General features: G+C 65.4%; 15 protein-coding genes. 7 read left to right on the forward strand and 8 right to left on the reverse strand.

What is annotated here, in order from left to right:
• The first annotated feature begins 161 nt into the window (after window positions 1-161).
• The 6 genes from CGLY_RS15075 to CGLY_RS15100 all read left to right on the forward strand — a co-directional run bounded on the left by CGLY_RS15075 (window position 162) and on the right by CGLY_RS15100 (window position 6,593).
• Entirely contained in the window at window positions 162-776 is a 615-nt protein-coding gene (locus CGLY_RS15075; protein WP_038550442.1) for a hypothetical protein, read from the forward strand.
• Window positions 773-979, forward strand: coding sequence for a hypothetical protein (locus CGLY_RS15080; RefSeq protein ID WP_038550443.1), 207 nt, complete (start codon window positions 773-775; stop codon window positions 977-979). Before CGLY_RS15075 ends, CGLY_RS15080 begins: the two co-directional genes overlap by 4 nt.
• Window positions 980-1,049: 70 nt before the next feature.
• A complete protein-coding gene (locus CGLY_RS15085; RefSeq protein ID WP_038550444.1) occupies window positions 1,050-1,871 on the forward strand; it encodes a class I SAM-dependent methyltransferase in 822 nt (273 codons plus the stop codon).
• A gap of 333 nt (window positions 1,872-2,204) precedes the next feature.
• Window positions 2,205-3,431 carry an acetyl-CoA C-acetyltransferase gene (locus CGLY_RS15090; protein WP_038550446.1) on the forward strand — a complete coding sequence of 409 codons (1,227 nt, stop codon included), beginning with the start codon at window positions 2,205-2,207 and terminating at the stop codon, window positions 3,429-3,431.
• A gap of 32 nt (window positions 3,432-3,463) precedes the next feature.
• A complete protein-coding gene (locus CGLY_RS15095; RefSeq protein ID WP_038550448.1) occupies window positions 3,464-5,749 on the forward strand; it encodes a 3-hydroxyacyl-CoA dehydrogenase NAD-binding domain-containing protein in 2,286 nt (761 codons plus the stop codon).
• Between the two features lie 160 nt (window positions 5,750-5,909).
• Window positions 5,910-6,593 carry a DedA family protein gene (locus tag CGLY_RS15100; protein WP_038550450.1) on the forward strand — a complete coding sequence of 228 codons (684 nt, stop codon included), beginning with the start codon at window positions 5,910-5,912 and terminating at the stop codon, window positions 6,591-6,593.
• Between the two features lie 35 nt (window positions 6,594-6,628).
• On the opposite strand, the gene CGLY_RS15105 is transcribed toward CGLY_RS15100, so the two are convergent.
• From CGLY_RS15105 to CGLY_RS15115, 3 genes are all read right to left on the reverse strand, one after another.
• Complete coding sequence (locus tag CGLY_RS15105; RefSeq protein WP_038550452.1) at window positions 6,629-7,822, reverse strand: oxygenase MpaB family protein; 1,194 nt, start codon at window positions 7,820-7,822, stop codon at window positions 6,629-6,631.
• A 148-nt stretch (window positions 7,823-7,970) separates the two neighbouring features.
• Complete coding sequence (locus CGLY_RS15110; protein ID WP_265101953.1) at window positions 7,971-8,900, reverse strand: YihY/virulence factor BrkB family protein; 930 nt, start codon at window positions 8,898-8,900, stop codon at window positions 7,971-7,973.
• 192 nt (window positions 8,901-9,092) lie between these two features.
• Window positions 9,093-10,532, reverse strand: a complete 1,440-nt coding sequence (locus tag CGLY_RS15115) for a YeeE/YedE thiosulfate transporter family protein (protein WP_038550453.1) — start codon at window positions 10,530-10,532, stop codon at window positions 9,093-9,095.
• A 209-nt stretch (window positions 10,533-10,741) separates the two neighbouring features.
• Between CGLY_RS15115 and CGLY_RS15120 the strand changes: the two genes are divergently transcribed.
• Complete coding sequence (locus CGLY_RS15120; RefSeq protein WP_038550455.1) at window positions 10,742-12,322, forward strand: alpha/beta fold hydrolase; 1,581 nt, start codon at window positions 10,742-10,744, stop codon at window positions 12,320-12,322.
• Between the two features lie 3 nt (window positions 12,323-12,325).
• Here CGLY_RS15120 and budA read toward each other — a convergent pair whose 3' ends face one another.
• The 5 genes from budA to CGLY_RS15145 form a co-directional block, all read right to left on the reverse strand.
• Window positions 12,326-13,057: an acetolactate decarboxylase gene (budA, locus tag CGLY_RS15125; protein WP_038553463.1), complete on the reverse strand. Its 732-nt coding sequence runs from the start codon at window positions 13,055-13,057 to the stop codon at window positions 12,326-12,328.
• Between the two features lie 21 nt (window positions 13,058-13,078).
• Window positions 13,079-14,236: a glycerate kinase gene (locus CGLY_RS15130; protein WP_038550456.1), complete on the reverse strand. Its 1,158-nt coding sequence runs from the start codon at window positions 14,234-14,236 to the stop codon at window positions 13,079-13,081.
• 22 nt (window positions 14,237-14,258) lie between these two features.
• Window positions 14,259-16,091, reverse strand: a complete 1,833-nt coding sequence (locus CGLY_RS15135) for a phosphoenolpyruvate carboxykinase (GTP) (RefSeq protein ID WP_038550458.1) — start codon at window positions 16,089-16,091, stop codon at window positions 14,259-14,261.
• A 69-nt stretch (window positions 16,092-16,160) separates the two neighbouring features.
• A complete protein-coding gene (locus CGLY_RS17705; protein ID WP_038550459.1) occupies window positions 16,161-16,685 on the reverse strand; it encodes a DUF6802 family protein in 525 nt (174 codons plus the stop codon).
• Window positions 16,682-17,626: a hypothetical protein gene (locus CGLY_RS15145; RefSeq protein WP_052540365.1), complete on the reverse strand. Its 945-nt coding sequence runs from the start codon at window positions 17,624-17,626 to the stop codon at window positions 16,682-16,684. Before CGLY_RS15145 ends, CGLY_RS17705 begins: the two co-directional genes overlap by 4 nt.
• Window positions 17,627-17,648: the final 22 nt, after the last annotated feature.

Below are 17,648 nucleotides of genomic sequence, written 5' to 3' on the forward strand. Positions count from 1 at the left end.
ATGGCACGGGGTCCCTGCCGATCTAATATCATCGTGTCCCCAGAGCCGGAGAGGACCGGCTGCCACAGAACTGTGCACAGCCACAATGTTGTACACAGCCTCAAGGACTCCCGTGCTCGGCGTCCCCGAGAGATTGATTACCTGCAGCTACCGTTCTGTGCATGGGGGAGCATGATGCACTGGAGACATGGCGGACAAGCCGCGGTGCACTCCTGGACAGCCTTGCTCTCGCCAGACAGACCATCAGCATGAATCGCACAGCAGCTGTCGGAGCCGTGGAGAACATCGACCGGACGCTGTACCCGGCGTTGGTCGCCGAGTTCCAGGGGTTCTGCCGCGACCTACACAACGAGGCCGTATCTGCCCTCATCGAAGAGGCAGCGTGGCCGACCGAGCAACTGGCAGCACTCACAACCGCTGCCATAAGAAAGGGCCGGGGACTCGACCACAAGAATCCGACCCCGTCGGTCATAGACGAGGACTTCCGATCTCTTGGCCTGCCGATCTGGCGGCGTGTTCAGCAGCTGCACCCCGAGGACTACCCGGACTGGCGAGCATCGCTGGAAACTCTGGTCAGGATACGGAACGCGGTGGCCCACAGTGATCAGGAACGAATCGACATCTTCTTCACCAAGCAACAGATGACCTTTGCCTACTGGGGAAACACGAGAAAGAGACTGACAGAGCTCGCCATTGCGATGAACTCCGTGGTCAGGAGATACTTGGTGGAGATCACCATAGTCACCAGCCGAGGAGAGGACCGTGACCGGCAATGACTAGCCCCAACACAATAGACCCGAAAGCAGGCGACACCGTCCGCATCGTCTTCGGCTCCGACACCTTCGACGCCTTCGTGGTCCGGGTCGAAGGCGACAAGGTCACCATGCAGATCATCTGGAACGACCCGACCACGCCTGAAGAGGACATCGAGCCCGTCTTCGTCACCTACCCTCGCCGGCTGATCATGCCCAAAGAGTGACCCCGGGCTCCCGGCGCGGCAGCCCCCGACCGTATTTCCTGCACGGAACCCGCAGTGAGATCATCAGCACATGCCCTCGGATCCTTCCGCTCTTTCCTCCCCTTCCCGGTTCCCTACTCTCCGTCGACGCGCGACACTGCGACGCTCCCTCGGCCTGCTCGGCGACTTCCGCTTCGAGCAGAGCGACCCCGACAGGTTCTACGGTCGCCTCGCCGAGGACACCGTCGGTCTTGTCACCGACCTCTGGAACGATGGGTCCGGCGCCTCCCTCCGCGGACGCCGCATTCTCGACGTCGGCGGCGGCCCCGGCTATTTCGGCCAGGCGTTCGCTGCGGCAGGGGTCGGGCCCGGTGACTATGTCACCTGCGAGCCGGATGTCGGCGAGATGGCTGCGGCGGGGATCCGGCTGCAGTCCTCGGTGCGCGGCTCCGGCATGGACCTGCCCTTCGCCGACGGGGTCTTCGACATCACCTACTCCTCCAATGTCGCCGAGCACGTCCCCGACCCGTGGCGGATGGCCGACGAGATGCTGCGCGTCACCCGGCCGGGCGGACTGATGATCTACTCCTACACCTGCTGGCTGGGGCCTTTCGGCGGGCATGAAACCGGCTTGTGGCAACACTACGTCGGTGGGGAATTCGCCGCCCGACGCTACGAGAGGGCGAACGGGCACCCGCCCAAGAACCGCTGGGGAGAGAGCCTGTTCAACGTCTCCTGCGCCGACGGGCTGCGCTACGCGGAAGACGCCGCGGCCGGACAGCGCGCGCAGGACGCCGAGTTCCTCGCCGCCTTCCCCCGCTACCACCCGTGGTGGGCGTGGTGGATGGTCAACGTCCCGGGAGTGCGGGAACTGGCGGTCTCGAACCTGGTTCTGGTGCTACAGCGAAGGTGACCGACCGCGTCGGACATCAGGCGTCGCCACCCCGGCAACACGGTCCCTTCCCTGGGCCGTCCTCGGCTTGTCAGCTGAGCCACCTCCGGGGTCACAGGAAGGGTGATTGTATGACCCGTGCGGTGGCTCACATGACAGACCCCTCCGCGTCGGCCCGCAGGAACGACCCCATCCACCGCCACATGTAGCTTCACGACACAAAACCGCAGGAAAACGGCACCCCCGAACCTCGCCCGAATGCCACATGCAACCAGATATAGGGATAGAGTGATCGGCGACACATGTTGCACACCGATGTCGTCGCACCAACAAGTGAGGCAAGTGAGGACCGTCATGACGAACAACAGCATTCCCGAGGCTTTCATCTACGAAGCCGTACGAACCCCGCGCGGTAAAGGCAAGCCCGGCGGCAGCCTCCACACCGTCAAACCCGTTGACCTGCTCAGCGGACTTATCACCGAAATCCTCGACCGCAACCCGGGGCTGGACCCGGCAGCGGTCGGTGACATCATCTCCGGCGTGGTCACCCCGCTCGGCGACCAGGGCATGGACATCGCCCGCACCGCTGCCCTGAACGCGGGCCTGCCCTACTCTGCGACCGGTGTGCAGATCAACCGCTACTGCGCCTCCGGCCTGACCGCACTGAACCTCGGTGCGATGAAGGTCCGTTCCGGCTGGGAGGACCTCGTCCTCGCCGGCGGTGTGGAGTCGATGTCCCGCGTCCCGATGGGCTCCGACGGTGGCGCCCTGGCCATGGACCCGGAGACCTCCTTCGCCAACGACTTCATCCCGCAGGGTATCTCCGCCGACCTCATCGCCACGCTCGACGGCGTCGGCCGCGAGGAGCTCGACGCCTACGCCTCCCGCTCCCACGAGCGTGCCGCCGCGGCCTGGGAGGAAGGACGCTTCAGCGCTTCCGTCGTGCCGGTCAAGGACCGCAACGGCGTGACCGTACTCGACCGCGACGAGACCATCCGCCCCGGAACCACCCCGGAGAAGCTCGCCGGCCTACGTCCTGCCTTTGCCGCCATCGGCGAACAGGGCGGCTTCGACGCCGTGGCCCTGACGAAGTACCCGCAGCTCGAGAGCATCAACCACGTGCACCACGGCGGTAACTCCTCCGGCATCGTCGACGGCGCCTCCCTGCTGATGATCGGTTCCGAGGCTGCCGGCAAGAAGAACGACCTCACGCCGAGGGCACGCGTCGTCGCCGCAGTGACCACCGGTGTCGAGCCCACGATCATGCTCACCGCCCCCGCCCCGGCGGCGCGCGCCGCACTGGAGCAGGCCGGTCTCGCCGCCGACGACATCGACGTCTGGGAGATCAACGAGGCGTTCTCCTCCGTCGTTCTGCGCGCCCAGCGTGACCTGAACATTCCGGACGAGAAGCTCAACATCAACGGTGGCGCCATCGCCATGGGCCACCCGCTGGGCGCCACCGGTGCCATGATCACCGGCACCGCCGTCGACGAGTTGCACCGTACCGGCGGACGCTACGCCCTGATCACCCTCTGCGTCGCCGCGGGCATGGGTGTGGCCACCATCATCGAGCGCGTCTAACCACTGCTGAACACCTGAAGGAGATACACCTCATGAGCGACAACATCATCGCCTGGGAGACCGACGGCAACGGCGTGGTCACCCTCACCATCGACGACCCCAGCTCGTCCGTCAACACCATGAACGACGCCTTCCGAGACTCCGTGAAGGAGACCGCGGAGAAGTTGCAGTCCGGTGTTGAGGCCGGCGACGTCAAGGGTGTCGTGATCACCAGCGCGAAGAAGACATTCTTCGCTGGTGGCGACATCAAATCCATGATCACCGCCACCCCGGCTGACGCCCCGGCACTGCAGAAGCAGATCGACCAGATGAAGGCCGACATGCGCACCATCGAGACGCTCGGCGTCCCGGTCGTCGCCGCGCTCAACGGCACCGCCCTCGGCGGCGGGCTCGAGATCGCCCTGGCCACCCACCACCGCATCGCCGCGGACACCAGGGGAGCCAAGTTCGGCCTGCCCGAAGTCACCCTTGGCCTGCTGCCCGGTGGTGGCGGCGTCGCACGCGTCACCCGCATGCTCGGCATCCAGGACGCCCTGATGAAGGTGCTGACCACGGGACGCCAGTTCAGTGCCGAGGCAGCCAAAGACACCGGCCTGATCGACGAGATTGTCCCCGCTGACCAGCTGATCGACGCCGCGAAGGCATGGATCGCCTCGGAGCCGGACGCGTCCCAGCCCTGGGACCGGAAGGGCTACCGCATGCCCGGCGGCACCCCGACCACCCCGGCACTCGCAGCGATGCTGCCGAGCTTCCCCGCCAACGTCACCAAGCAGATCAAGGGCGCACCGATGCCCGCCCCGCAGGCGATCCTGTCCGCCGCCGTGGAGGGAGCCCAGCTCAAACGCTTCGAGGACGCCACCGCCGTGGAGACCCGGTGGTTCGTGTCCCTGGTCACCGGCCCCACGTCCAAGAACATGATGCAGGCCTTCTTCTTCGACCTGAACCACTGCAACGGCGGCGGCTCCCGTCCCGTGCAGGAGGACGGCACGCCCTACCCGAAGACCGAGTTCCGCAAGGTCGGCGTCATCGGTGCAGGCATGATGGGTGCCGGCATCGCCTACGTCGCCGCCAAGGCCGGCATCGAGGTCGTCCTCAAGGACATCTCCGAGGAGAACGCACAGAAGGGCAAGGCCTACTCCGAAGGACTGGAGGCCAAGGCCCTCAAGCGTGGCAAGACCACCGAAGAGAAGTCGGCCGCCCTGCTGGGCCGCATCACCCCGACCGCCGACTACGCTGACCTCTCCGACGTCGACCTGGTGATCGAAGCCGTCTTCGAGAACACCGAACTCAAGCACAAGGTGTTCGCCGAGATCGAGGCGGCTGTGCCGTCCACCGCCGTCCTGGGATCCAACACCTCCACGCTGCCGATCACCGGCCTGGCCGAGGGTGTGGACCGCCAGAACGACTTCATCGGCCTGCACTTCTTCTCTCCGGTGGACAAGATGCCTCTGATCGAGATCATCTCCGGCGAGAAGACCGACCCGGCCGTGCTCGCCAAGGCCCTGGACTTCGCCCGCCAGATCCGCAAGACCCCGATCGTGGTCAATGACTCCCGCGGGTTCTTCACCTCCCGCGTGATCGGCACGGTGCTCAACGAAGCGATGCGCATGCTCGTCGAGGGCGTCGACCCCGCCGTGATCGAGGCCGCCGGACGGCAGGCCGGCTACCCCGCCCCGCAGCTGCAGCTGCAGGACGAGCTGAACCTGAAACTGGCCCGCAAGATCGGCGCGGAAACCGCCGCCGCTGCCAAGGCTGCCGGCGTCTCCGTGGACGACGGCGGCGTCAATGCCCTGGTCGACGCGATGCTGGACGACTTCGACCGTCCCGGCAAACTCGAGGGCAAGGGATTCTACGAGTACGACGAGAACGGCCGTCGCGCTGGTCTGTGGTCCGGCCTGCGCGGCGAGGTCCGCGACAAGCTGGGTATCACCCCGGTCACCGTCCCCGACGGCGAAGCGGCCACCGCCGGTGCCGACCTGAACTCCACCACTGGCGACGGTGCTCCGACGCTCAACGACCTCATCGAGCGCATGCTGTTCATCGAGGCTCTCGAGACCCAGCGTTGCATTGACGAGAACGTGCTGACCTCGGACGCCGACGCCAACATCGGCTCGATCCTGGGTATCGGTTACCCGGCGTGGACCGGTGGCTCCCGCCAGTTCATCAGCAACTACGCCCGTCCGGCCGCAGCCCCGCTGCCCGCCGATGCCGGTGACGACTACCCGACCAGCGGTGTCGCCGGATTCGTTGCCCGCGCCGAGGAGCTCGCCACGGCCTACGGCGAGCGTTTCGCCCCGCTGGAGTCGCTGAAGGGCTAGCAGCAGCTTACGCCCAGGCCACAACGACGGTTACTGTCCGATCCCGAGACAGTAACCGTCGTTCTGCGTTCCCAGCCGTCTGCCAGTGCCTTCCCAGCTACAGTCGCTATATTTATCTGGATTATGGCCTATTCCCGTCTGACCATTCCGGAGGACCCACGTGTTTGATTCTCTCGTCGACTGGGTCGTCTCCCTCATGGACACCCTCGGCGCCGTCGGCGTCGGCCTCGCGATCCTCATCGAGACCGTGTTCCCGCCGATCCCCAGCGAACTCGTCCTCCCCCTCGCCGGTTTCAGCTCCACCCTGGGGGAGCTCAACGTATGGGCCGCTTTCCTTGGAGCCACGACGGGATCCATGCTTGGCGCATGGTTGCTCTACTGGTTGGGCGCCGTTGTGGGCGCGGAGCGACTTCGCGCCATCGCGGACAAGATGTGGCTCACCGAGGGTGAGGATGTGGACAAGGCACTGCACTGGTTCAGCAGGTACGGGGAGGCATCGATCCTCTTCGGACGTCTGGTACCTGGCGTCCGGAGCCTCGTGTCCATCCCGGCCGGCGTGCACCGCACGGGCCTGCTGAAGTTCTCGTTGCTCACCCTGGTCGGCTCGGGAGTGTGGAATGGCGTGCTGATCTGGCTGGGCGTGGCTCTGGGTGAGAACTGGACTACCGTCTCTGATGTGATGGACCGCTACTCCACGTGGGTATATGTCGCCCTGGTGCTGGCAGTCGTGGCATTCGTCGTGTATCTGGTGGTGCGGGACCGGCGCCGTAAAAGCAGCCGGGACAGGCACGGCACAGACGAAAAACCGGCCGACCGCGCGGTACGCGGCCAACCGGAGGAGTAGACGGAGTCCGGGAACATCCGGACCGGAGATCGGCCCTATCCGACCTTGTAGCCGTCGGAGCTGAGAGTCTCCTCGGTGGTCGCCTCCGACTCGGCGTTCTTGAATTCGAGGATCGTGTCCTCGTGGTTGTGGCCGTAGGCCTTCTGACCCTTACCTTCGGCACGCAGCTTCAGCAGATCCTCGCGCTGTTCACGCGGGGTCTTCGGGTTGCCGAACATCCGACGGGCAACCTCCGGGGTGTACACCCTCGGTGACTCCGCCGGGATCTTTCGGATTGCCGGCTCAATGTAGCGTTCAGCACGCGGGCAGATCCGGTGAACGATCCACATCAGAGCGCTCGGAGAGCGGTGAAACGCCGAGAGGATAGGCTTCCACAGTGCGAACATCGCTGCATCCATAGCCTTGGACTGCTTCAAGCCCGCCATGCCCCGCATCCAGTGCGGGTAGGTCGCGATGACACTCCGACGGAACAGCGGGCGGGCAACCACGCGCAACGGCTTCGGCAGGTCGACAAACGCATTCTCGAAGGCATCGAGGATTTCAGAGATGTTGTAGACCGCAGCCTCAGACGCCGAGAGCTTCTCGCGCCAGCTGTCCAGGTAGGCCTGCACCTCACCACGGGTCTTCGGCACATCATCCAGGTCGATCGGCTGGAACTGAGCCGCAATCGACATCTGCGCCCAGTACTCGTTCTCCTCGTCACGGGAAAGCTTCCCGGGGCCGAACTTCTCGTAGACGTACAGGATCGAGTGCCAGGCAGTGACCAGAATCCACAGCTGCGAAGACGGCTTGTTCGCCTCGTAGTTGTTCCCGGTGACCGGATTCACGCCGTAGGAGCGGTCGTGGACCTTCATCAAGATGTCAGACATCCGGGTCACCGTCTGAGCATCCGCGAAAGTGACAGCGGCGAAGTACTCCATCGTGCGGTCGTAGCGCACGGGCATGCGCTTGATGACCTGACCCGACGCATCAACGGCGGCGACAAGGTCCGGGTCAAGGTGCTCGATGGTCACCGCACGGAAGAATCCCTGCAATGCAGATGCCGGGTAGGTCCACACTTTCCAAGCGACCGAGTCGGGACCGAAGAAACCTTCGTCAGCGCGGGTGATCGTGTCCCCCTTGCCACCGCGACGGAACTTCTTGCTGGCGGGGTTTTCAGTAGTCGTGGTCGAACCGTCAGCGGTTGCATCAGCGAGTTCTGCATCGCTGCCGGAATACGGGCAAGACATGGTGTCCTCCGTCGTGTCGTCGTGGATATGTAGTACGTGTCACAGAACGATACCCGAGAAGCATTCATTCCGGAAGTGAAAACGCGAGAAAAATGTGTTCGGGATCACTAGGCGGCGAGCCCGATACCCCTCCTTCGCACCCCACGCACTACCGCCCCGACGGGCTCGCTTCCCCGTCCTCATCAGCACAGCCGGACTCGTGGCCCTCGTGCGCCTCGGCTGCTTCCCTCACCGTCCTGGCACGCTCCACGTCGCGTGCCAGCTGGTCCTCCGCCTTCTCAATGGCCACGGTGTCGCGGGCCTCGAGCTGCAGACTCTCCTCCGCCGGCATTCCCGCCTTCAACTGCCGCACCCGTTCGACCTCACTGTCCACGACCGCACCGAGCAACAGCACGATGTTGACGATGAAGAGCCACAGCATCAGGATGATGACTCCGGCAAGCGTCCCGTACGTCGCGTTGTAGTTGCCGAAGTTCACGACGTAGAAGAAGAAGACCATCGACGCCAGCACCGCTCCCCCGATCGCCAGCACCGCGCCGGCGCTGACCCACCGCATGCCACGAACCCGAATATTCGGCGTCGTCCGGTACAGCAACCCCACAAGCAGGATGATCACAATTGCGATCACGAACCAACGGACTACACCCCAGACCCGTAGCGCAGTCTCTTCCAGCCCGACCGCCGAGCCGAGAAGCTCTGCAAAAGGACCGGACAGGCCGAACGCCACGATTCCGAGTGCCACGAGCACCAGCAGAAACGCGGTGAGCAGGTACATCTGGAGGTTGTACTTGATCAGCCCCCGTCCCTCGGTGGTGTCGTAGATGCTGTTCATCGCCCGCCCGAACGTCTTGACGTAACCGGACGCGGTCCACAAGGTTGTCACCAGACCGAGAACGAGTCCGAGGCCGGCAGACGGAGTATTCAGGATCTCCGCCAGAACCGGTTCCACCGCACCCCACGCGGAATCCGGAACGATGTCCTCCGCCTCGTTGAGCATGGATACGACCGATTCCTCGCTCTGCCCGAACAGGCCGAGGATCGACACCAGCGCGATGAGCGCGGGGAACAGGGCGAGCAACGTCCGGAACGTCAGACTTCCGGCGAGGTCGCTACAGCCACATGCGAGGAACCGCCGAAAGGACCGGCCGGGGATGTACCGCCAGGCCGGTGGCGAGGAATTGGCTGAAACGTCGATGATGACAGGCTAGCGAAACCCCGTTCACCGGGGGTATGCCGGGGGCGCGATAGTTCCCCGGCACATCGTCCCTCGCTACGCGCCGCGTTTCACGGCGATCACCCAACCGGCGTCCCCGGCGGTCTCGAACTGGGTGACCTCGTGTCCGTCCGTCGCCGCCCAACGCGGCAGCGCATCCGTCGCCTGGGTGCAGTCGAATTCAATGACGAGTTCTTCTCCGACGTTGATCCGCTTCATCGCGTCTTTCGCCTCGATCAGCGGGAACGGGCACACAGCACCCAGGGTGTCCATCTTCCAACGCCCGTTGCCGAGGTCGGTGAGACTGCCCTTGTCAGCGGGGGACGAACCGACGACCCCCAGCGCGGAAGCATTCACGACTGGTGCGGTGAGCACGGCACTGCCTGACGTCCTGGTGCCGCCCGGGATCTCGGCCGCGGCAGGGGCGAGATCTCCGTCCACACGTCGGGACGGGCCGTCGTCCTGCGGGTTGTAGGGCTGGTCCGGCTTCAGCCAGATCTTCGCTGCCGCACCGACGCCGAGAGCAATAGCCACAATCGCAACCCACCCCTGGTAGCTGAACAGTGATGTCTGGACCATACCGTTACCGACGGTGCAGCCACCGGCCCACACCGCGCCGACGCCCATCATCACGCCGCCCACGACGGAGCGTACCGCCTGCCGTCCGTCCGGAACCCGGACCCGGAACTCGCCTGACACCTTGGCCGCGATGAAAGAACCGACGAGGATGCCGAGTACCAGCAGGACGCCCCAGTTCCAGTTCGCCGGGTTCGCCGTGGTCAGCCAGGAGGCCAGATCCGCCGAGGGAGTGGTGATGCCGAGCCCGGAATTTCGTCCGGTGGCAGCCGACAGTGGCCAGGCGATCACGCCGATGACACCGATGACCGCAGCGGTGACGTAGAAGTGCCACGGCTTCTCGGTGAGGATGTGTGCCAGGCCAGTCTTCGTCGGAGCGAGGGTGGCCGGTTTCGGGACGGCACGGTCCTGCAGGACAAAACGACGTACCAACACCACAGTGACAGCGACGACGAGGAGAACAAATACCCACGGGCTGACGCCAAGGGTCTCGGGTACCGTCGTGGCGCCGACGGTGAACCCGCCGAGCCAGTCGTTCATGCCCGACAGTGGACCGTAGTTCATCGCCGCTGAGGACAACGCATACATTGCCAAGGCGATCCACGAGCCGACGAGCCCCTCCCCGGACCGGTACCAGGTGCCGGAGGCGCATCCGCCAGCCAGCACGATGCCGAGGCCGAAGACGAAGCCGCCGATGATGACGGCCAGCGGAGCGAAATCGCTGACGACCGGGTCGATGACCCCGGCGCTCATCAGGGCGGTGAGCCCCACAGCATGGACGGCGATGACGACCAGGAGCGCGGTCACCCCACGCCACGTCCACTGGGTGAAGATGTCGCGCAGGAAGCCGGTGACGCAGAACCGTCCGCGTTGCATGACGAAACCGAGGACGGCGCCGACGGCCAGTCCGGTGATGAGCATAAGGTCCTCCCGTGAGATCTGCTGACGGACAGATCGGTCTGTTTGCGTGTGTGGACGCTACACGGAGTAGCGGCATCGGACAAGGGGTCGTACGTGGCGGCACCGTGCCCGGTCAGACCCCGAACCTCATCACGTCTGAGCTGTCATATACATTTGATTCAGAATCCTCCCACGACGTTTCAGGAGAATCTGCGTCTTCGCGTTCCCGCATGTCCGTCCTCGCCGTCCTGGCAGCCGTCGCGGTTACCGCCGGCGAGCTCCCACCAGCCCTGGCTGACACCACCACGTCCCGGGACATCACCTGGGAAGCCTGTCCCGACCAGGTCACCGTGGATACCGTGGAGTGCGGACGTATCGAGGTCCCGATGTACCACGCAGAACCGGACGGCGAACAGCTCTCCGTCGGCTTCGTCCGCGTCCCTGCCGGCGACCCTGACGCACGCAGGGGGACGCTGTTCGCCGTTCCCGGCGGCCCTGGGGACGATGCGTACACCCACATCGGCGCTCAGGACCACCTGCTCCAGTGGCCACAGGACATGAAGAACGAGTGGGACATGGTCGCCGTCCAACCACGTGGCCTTGTCGGCTCCACGCCTCTGGACTGTGACCACGAACCGACCGGCTGGGACCCGTTGCGCGCGAACCTCACGGAATCGGCAGGCTATTTCCAGGCTGCTTGCGAGATCGGCACGCCCGGCTACACCGATTCGGTCAATACCTCGGAAATCGCACACGATCTCGACGATGTCCGTGCAGCCCTCGGCGAGAACACCGTCTCCGTCATGGGGGTGAGCTACGGGACCCACCTCGGATCCGCCTACTCGACCTTGTTCCCGGAGCACACCGACAAACTCGTCCTCGATTCCGGGTCGGACCAGAAAAGAACCTGGGCAGGCACCCTCGATGATCAGACCGGCGGCTATACCGGTGCACTCCACGACTTCCCGGAATGGACCGCGGACAACAACGACGCCTACGGACTCGGTAAGACACCTCTGGAGGTGTACCGAGCCTGGTCACGGGTGATCGTGGAGGAATCCGGAACGAATCCGACGGTGGTTCCGCCGCCGGCCCAGATCGGTGACCTGCCCGAAGGACTACAGTGGGCCGGTCAGCCCGCTGCGGACATCCTCACCGCAACAGGCCAGCCGCAGGCCCAACTGGAGAACCTGTTCCGCATGGTCAGCGCCCCTGGCGCGAGGCAATCTGCATCACCGACCCTGGCGGCTACACGCCAGGTTCTGCCACAGCCGCAGTTCTGGGGAGAACTGGCAGAGATCATCAACGGCACCACACAGCTCCCCTCGCCGGAGGAGCAGATTGAAGCCCAAGCTGACGCTGACCCCGAGCTCCTAACCCAGGTGGAGACAGCCCAGGCCATGCAGTCCATGGTGATCTGCAACGAGAACCGGGTCGCTGCAGACCCCCTGAGAATCCCCGGGGCACTGTGGAACAACTTCGTCGAACAGGACGTCTTCTCCCTCCCCGGTGACACTGCCGCGGCAGGAATCAGCTGTGCTGGCATCGAGCCGAACGCTCCGGTCGTGGACATCAACGGTGATGCCCTGGACGTCCGGCCGCTCCAGATCCAGGGCACCGGCGATCCACAGACCATCTACCGCACCCACCGGCCCATGGCGGAGGCGATGAACAGTCACGTCATCAGCGTGGACGGGCCAGGTCACGCCCAGGTCGGCGTGGGCAACACGGATGTGGACGACACCGTCGTGGACTACCTGCGCACCGGCACCACCGAGGTCACCGCCGCTCCGTCGCGACCGGTGGGATGATCCTCAGTCCTTGACCTCGGTGGCGTGCAACTGGTCGTCCAGGTCTTCGGGATCGAGATTCGCCGAAGAGAACGTCGACGTCAGCGGCAGGCGCAGGTCAAGGTCCGTACCCGGACACAGTTCGATCTTGCCCTCGGCGAGCGTGAAGTCCAGGACGTGCCCGCCCACGGTTCGGCCGTCGTCGATGAAGTGGACATGGCATCCCGGTACCGAGATCCCCTTCTCGAAGATCGGCGTGCGGAACCCCGCGATCACCCCGGACACATCGGTGAAATGCTGTTCTGCGTCGTCGCCCACCGCCTCGGTCATCGGCGGGTACGGCTTCGACTGCCGGACGACGGTGCGCGTGGTCACGTCGCTGAACCGTCCGGTGATGCGCACTGCGTACATGTAGTTCTCTGACGGTGTCATCTCGTCGATGAAGTCCGACAGTTCGGAACGCCGGATGTTCTCCGGGGCGCGACGACGAATCCGCGGCACGAAGTTGGTCGCCACCGCGTACGGGCTCCTCGCCTCCAGGTCGGCACGCACCGCGCTGCCATCGTGCCGCAGCTGGTAGCAGGTGCCGTCGATGATCACCATCTCGCCGTCAAGGGCATCAAAGGTGCCCAGCCCGAAGTTCCCCTTGCCGAGCAGTTCTCCGACGGTCATCTCACCGTCGTAGATGCCGTCCAGCAGAGCGGTCATCAGGGAGTTCTGGAAGATGGTGTGGCGGGTGACAGGACGGTCAGTCATGCGGCCCAGCATAACCGTGATTCACCGGTTGAGCCCTGTCCCGATCTCGAACCCGATGCGTTCCAGGATCGGCAGCGGATCGCGGAGGCACTTCTCCACGTCCGGCTCGTAGTCCACGAGGCTGTATACGGCGGTGAACAGGGCGCTGGCCTGGTCAGCATCAATCTGATTCTGCCCGCAGACAGCGACGACGGGGACATCGTTCTCCCGTGCGCGTTCAGCGACTCCGGCCGGGGCCTTCCCGCTGAGCGTCTGTGCGTCAAGCCGACCCTCCCCTGTAATGACCAGGTCAGCGGTGCCGAGTGCACCGACAAGCCCGGTCTCCTCCAGAACAAGACCGACACCGGAGCGCATCTGCGCGCCCAGTAACCCCAGCGCCATGAATCCGAGACCACCGGCTGCACCCGCACCAGGAAGCTCGGCTGTCCCGGACATACCGAGCGCGTCCTCGACCACAGCGGCAAAACCCTGGACGGCACTGTCCACCTCGTCAATGTCCTCCGGTGCCAGACCTTTCTGCGGGCCGTAGACTGCCGCTGCCCCGTCCGGGCCGCACAGCGGGTTGCGGACATCGGAAGCGATAACGACCTCCACCTCCGCCAGCCGGGGATCCAGCCTGTCCAGGTCGACGGCGGCGATGGACGCCATGTCCCTGACCCGGGTGACCATGCCACCGGACGCATCCCGGAAAACAACGCCCAATGCTTCTGCCATGCCGGACCCCGCGTCCGTGGTGGCGCTCCCGCCGAGTCCGAGGATGATCCGCCCGACGCCCTCGTCGAGCGCGGCGATAATGAGGTCCCCGACGCCCCAGGACCCGGCCTGTCGGGCGGACTCGGGCGCGGGTACCTCGCCGTCGACCGAGACCATCTCCAGCCCGCAGGCGCGCGCGATCTCGATCACCGCAGTCCGGCGGCCACCGGTCAGGGGACCCACAGGGGCATCTTCCAGGCTGTACTCCGCCGACACCCACTCCCCGTCCACACCACGGACCATCGCAGTCCTGCGGTGGTATCCCAGGTCATCGAAGACTTCCAGCGTGCCGTCACCGCCGTCAGCCAGCGGCAGCGCGACCGCGCGACAGCCCGAGAACTCCAGGCCCTTTGCAAGCGCCGCAGACACCTCACGCGAGGATGCCGACCCCTTGAACTTGTCGCAACAGATCAAGGCGGTCGGCATCAGCGAGGAAAACGCAGCAGAATCAGGCCTTGGCGGCCTTGGCGTCCGAGACGCGCTGCTTCAGGGCGCGGAACTGCTCCCAGACCTCCTCAGGCACCTTGGGGCCGAGGAAGGTGAGGTACTCGTCGTTGTCCTCGATGTCGCTGGCCCACTGCTCCGGCGGTGCGGTCAGCGCGGTACGGATGTCCTCCTCCGGCTCGGTGACACCGTCCAGGTCGAGGTCCTCGTAGCGGGCGGTGTGGCCGACCACCGTCTCGTCCGCGCCCACCTTGCCCTCGATGCGCTCCACGATCCACTTGAGCACGCGGCTGTTCTCACCGAACCCGGGCCACAGGAAGCGGCCGTCGTCGCCACGGCGGAACCAGTTGACCAGGAAGACGTCCGGCATCTTGTCGCCGCCGCGCTTGCCCATGTCGATCCAGTGCTGCAGGTACTCACCGGCGTTGTAGCCGATGAAGGGCAGCATCGCCATCGGGTCGTGACGCAAGGTGCCGACGGCCCCTTCCTGAGCGGCGGTCTGACCGGAGGCCATCAGCGCACCGACCATGGTGGCGTGCTCCCAGTCGTAGGTCTGGGAGACCAGCGGGACGGTGTCCGCACGGCGACCGCCGAAGAGGATGGCGTCGACCTTGACGCCCTTCCAGTCGTCGAACTCCGGTGCAGCGACCGGGCACTGGGCCAGCGGCACGCAGTAGCGGGAGTTGGGGTGGGCAGCCTTCTCGTCGGAGTCAGGCGTCCAGTCGTTGCCCTTCCAGTCGATGAGGTGCTCCGGTGTCTCGCCGCCGATGCCCTCCCACCAGATGTCACCGTCGTCAGTGAGCGCAACGTTGGTGAACAGGGTGTTCCCGGCCTCCATGGTCTCCATGGCGATCGGGTTGGAGCCGTAGCTGGTGCCCGGCGCGACGCCGAAGAAACCGTTCTCCGGGTTCACGGCGTAGAGGTGGCCGTCCTCACCGAACTTCAGCCAGGCAATGTCGTCCCCGACGACCTGCGCCTTCCAGCCCGGGACGGTCGGGGTGATCATGGCCAGGTTGGTCTTGCCGCAGGCGGACGGGAAAGCGCCGAGGATGTGGTAGTCCTTGCCCTCCGGGCTGGTCAGCTTGAGGATCAGCATGTGCTCGGCGAGCCAGCCCTCTTCCTTGGCCATGACCGAGGCGATGCGCAGGGCGTAGCACTTCTTGGCGAGGATGGCGTTTCCGCCGTAACCGGAACCGAAGGACCAGATCTCCTTGGTGTCCGGGAACTGGGTGATGTACTTGGTGTCGTTGCAGGGCCACGGCACGTCCTGCTCACCGGGAGCCAGGGGTGCGCCGACGGAGTGCAGGCAGCGGACGAAGGCACCGTCCGTGCCGAGCTTGTCGAGGGCTTCCTGGCCCATGCGGGTCATGACACCCATGGAGAGTACGACATAAGCGGAGTCGGTGAGCTGGACGCCCAGCTTCGGCTCCGGGTCGCTGATCGGGCCCATGCAGAACGGCACGACGTACATGGTGCGCCCCCGCATCGAACCGGCGAAGTGCTCGGTCATCTCCTCCTTCATCGCCGCCGGCGGCGCCCAGTTGTTGGTGGGGCCGGCGCCTTCCTGCTTCTCGGAGCAGATGAAGGTACGGGACTCGACGCGGGCGACGTCCGCCGGGTTCGAGCGGGCGAGGAAGCTGTTCGGACGCTTCTCCTCGTTGAGCTTGGTCAGCGTGCCTGCCTCAACGAGTTCGCCGGTCAGGCGGTCCCACTCCTCGCGCGACCCGTCAACGAAGACCACGTTCTCCGGCTGAAAAAGTTCGACTGCCTCGGTAATCCAGGCGAGGAGTTCCTCGTGCTGGGTGGGTGGCTGGCCGACGAGCCCGGGGATGGTCATGAAAACTCCTGACGAGATGTGTTTCAGAACTGTTCTGAGAGTTGATGAGGTCTTCTGCGTCTCACAAGACTAACCCCAGTTCCCCCTGTCCACACATTCCCACCCGCGCGCGTCCCACGATCCACGTCCGTTTCCGGGGGTAGACGGGGGGACGTCAGCCACCCCGTCGTCTTGTCGTCCCAGTTCATCGGTGCGTTTACCCTGTTCCCGCGGTTCCTCGCCGAGCATACACTCCCCCGTACCGACACTCTCCGCTGTGATAGAAGACACATCTGTAGCCATCTCTGTTCCTCCCGCCGCGCCGTCCATACAGGCCTGACGACGCCACGACGACCATCCACCGTCGAAGGTGACCACCGACAAGGTGTCCACGCGACCGTCCCCGTCCGTGTCGGCGCAGATGGTCATCCCGGTGTCATCGGCCAAAGTGACCGACTCCTCCCCTGGCAGAACATGGGCCGCCGGTAGCCCGAACGTCTCGTCCCCCAGGTCCAGGAGCAACCCGAACTCAATCGGGCCCGGCCCCTCTCCCCCGACTACCACCGGATCCACCCCTGCCGCCCCGGGCAGCCCGATCTCGTCCCACCCGGTCATGACGCACCTCGGGGCAGCCGTCCGGCCACCGTCGGAACGGTAATACGCGCGACGACGTCCGTCACCGTCGCCGCCCAACGTCGACGAAGGGTTGCCGTCAGGCGCGCCGCCGCCTGCTCCCTACGTGCCACACGCCCGACCCACCACCGCACGGTTGCCGTCATGGCCATGACCACCACACCTGCCAGCGCCGCGACCAGAACAGAATCGGTCACACGCAGCACACCCGCGACTGCGGCAAGACCGGCGCCCACCGCGGCAGCTCCGGTCACCGACCGGGACACCGTCGCCCGGGGCTGTGTGTCCGCAACTGGCACCGTGGACGCCTCCTCCACGTCCCGGGAACCGACTGGAGCGAGATGCGGCATCTCCACGCCCTGCTCCAGGACAGCAACGCTCAGCCGTGCACGGAACAGCCTGTCCAACTCATCAGCCTCACCGGCCTCACCGACCTCACCGGCGCCGCCAATCCCCGGGGCATCCTGGTCGAGCAGCTCCGTGGCGATACGGTCCGCCGCGAGTCGCACAGCGATGCGCACCCGGTCGAGTCGGTCGGCGTCGGCACGGCGGGCATCCGCCTCCCACCGGTCCATGTCCACCCACATCCCGTCGATGACGTCGGCCAGGCCCACCAACGACCGTCGACCGGCATGCCCGTCAGCGCCCCAGGTGCAGTGCACCACACCAGCTTCGTCCGCGACATCCACCCCGTCCTGCGTATACACGACCACCACACCCATCGTGTCCCGGACAGCGCGAACAACCTCCATGTCGTCGGCCGTGACCACCGCCGAGGTGACGACGGCGACGACACCGTCGGCCTCACCGGGCCCGGCACCGGCGGTGAACCGACGCCCCGGGCGTCCGGCTGCCGTCCTGACACCTGCCGTAACCTGCTCGACGGCCCGCGCATCCGGACCGATCACAGAAATGACCGTCACACTTCCCCCTAGTTCCCTGTAC

Origin of the sequence: Corynebacterium glyciniphilum AJ 3170 (assembly GCF_000626675.1) — a bacterium.
GTDB lineage: Bacteria > Actinomycetota > Actinomycetes > Mycobacteriales > Mycobacteriaceae > Corynebacterium > Corynebacterium glyciniphilum.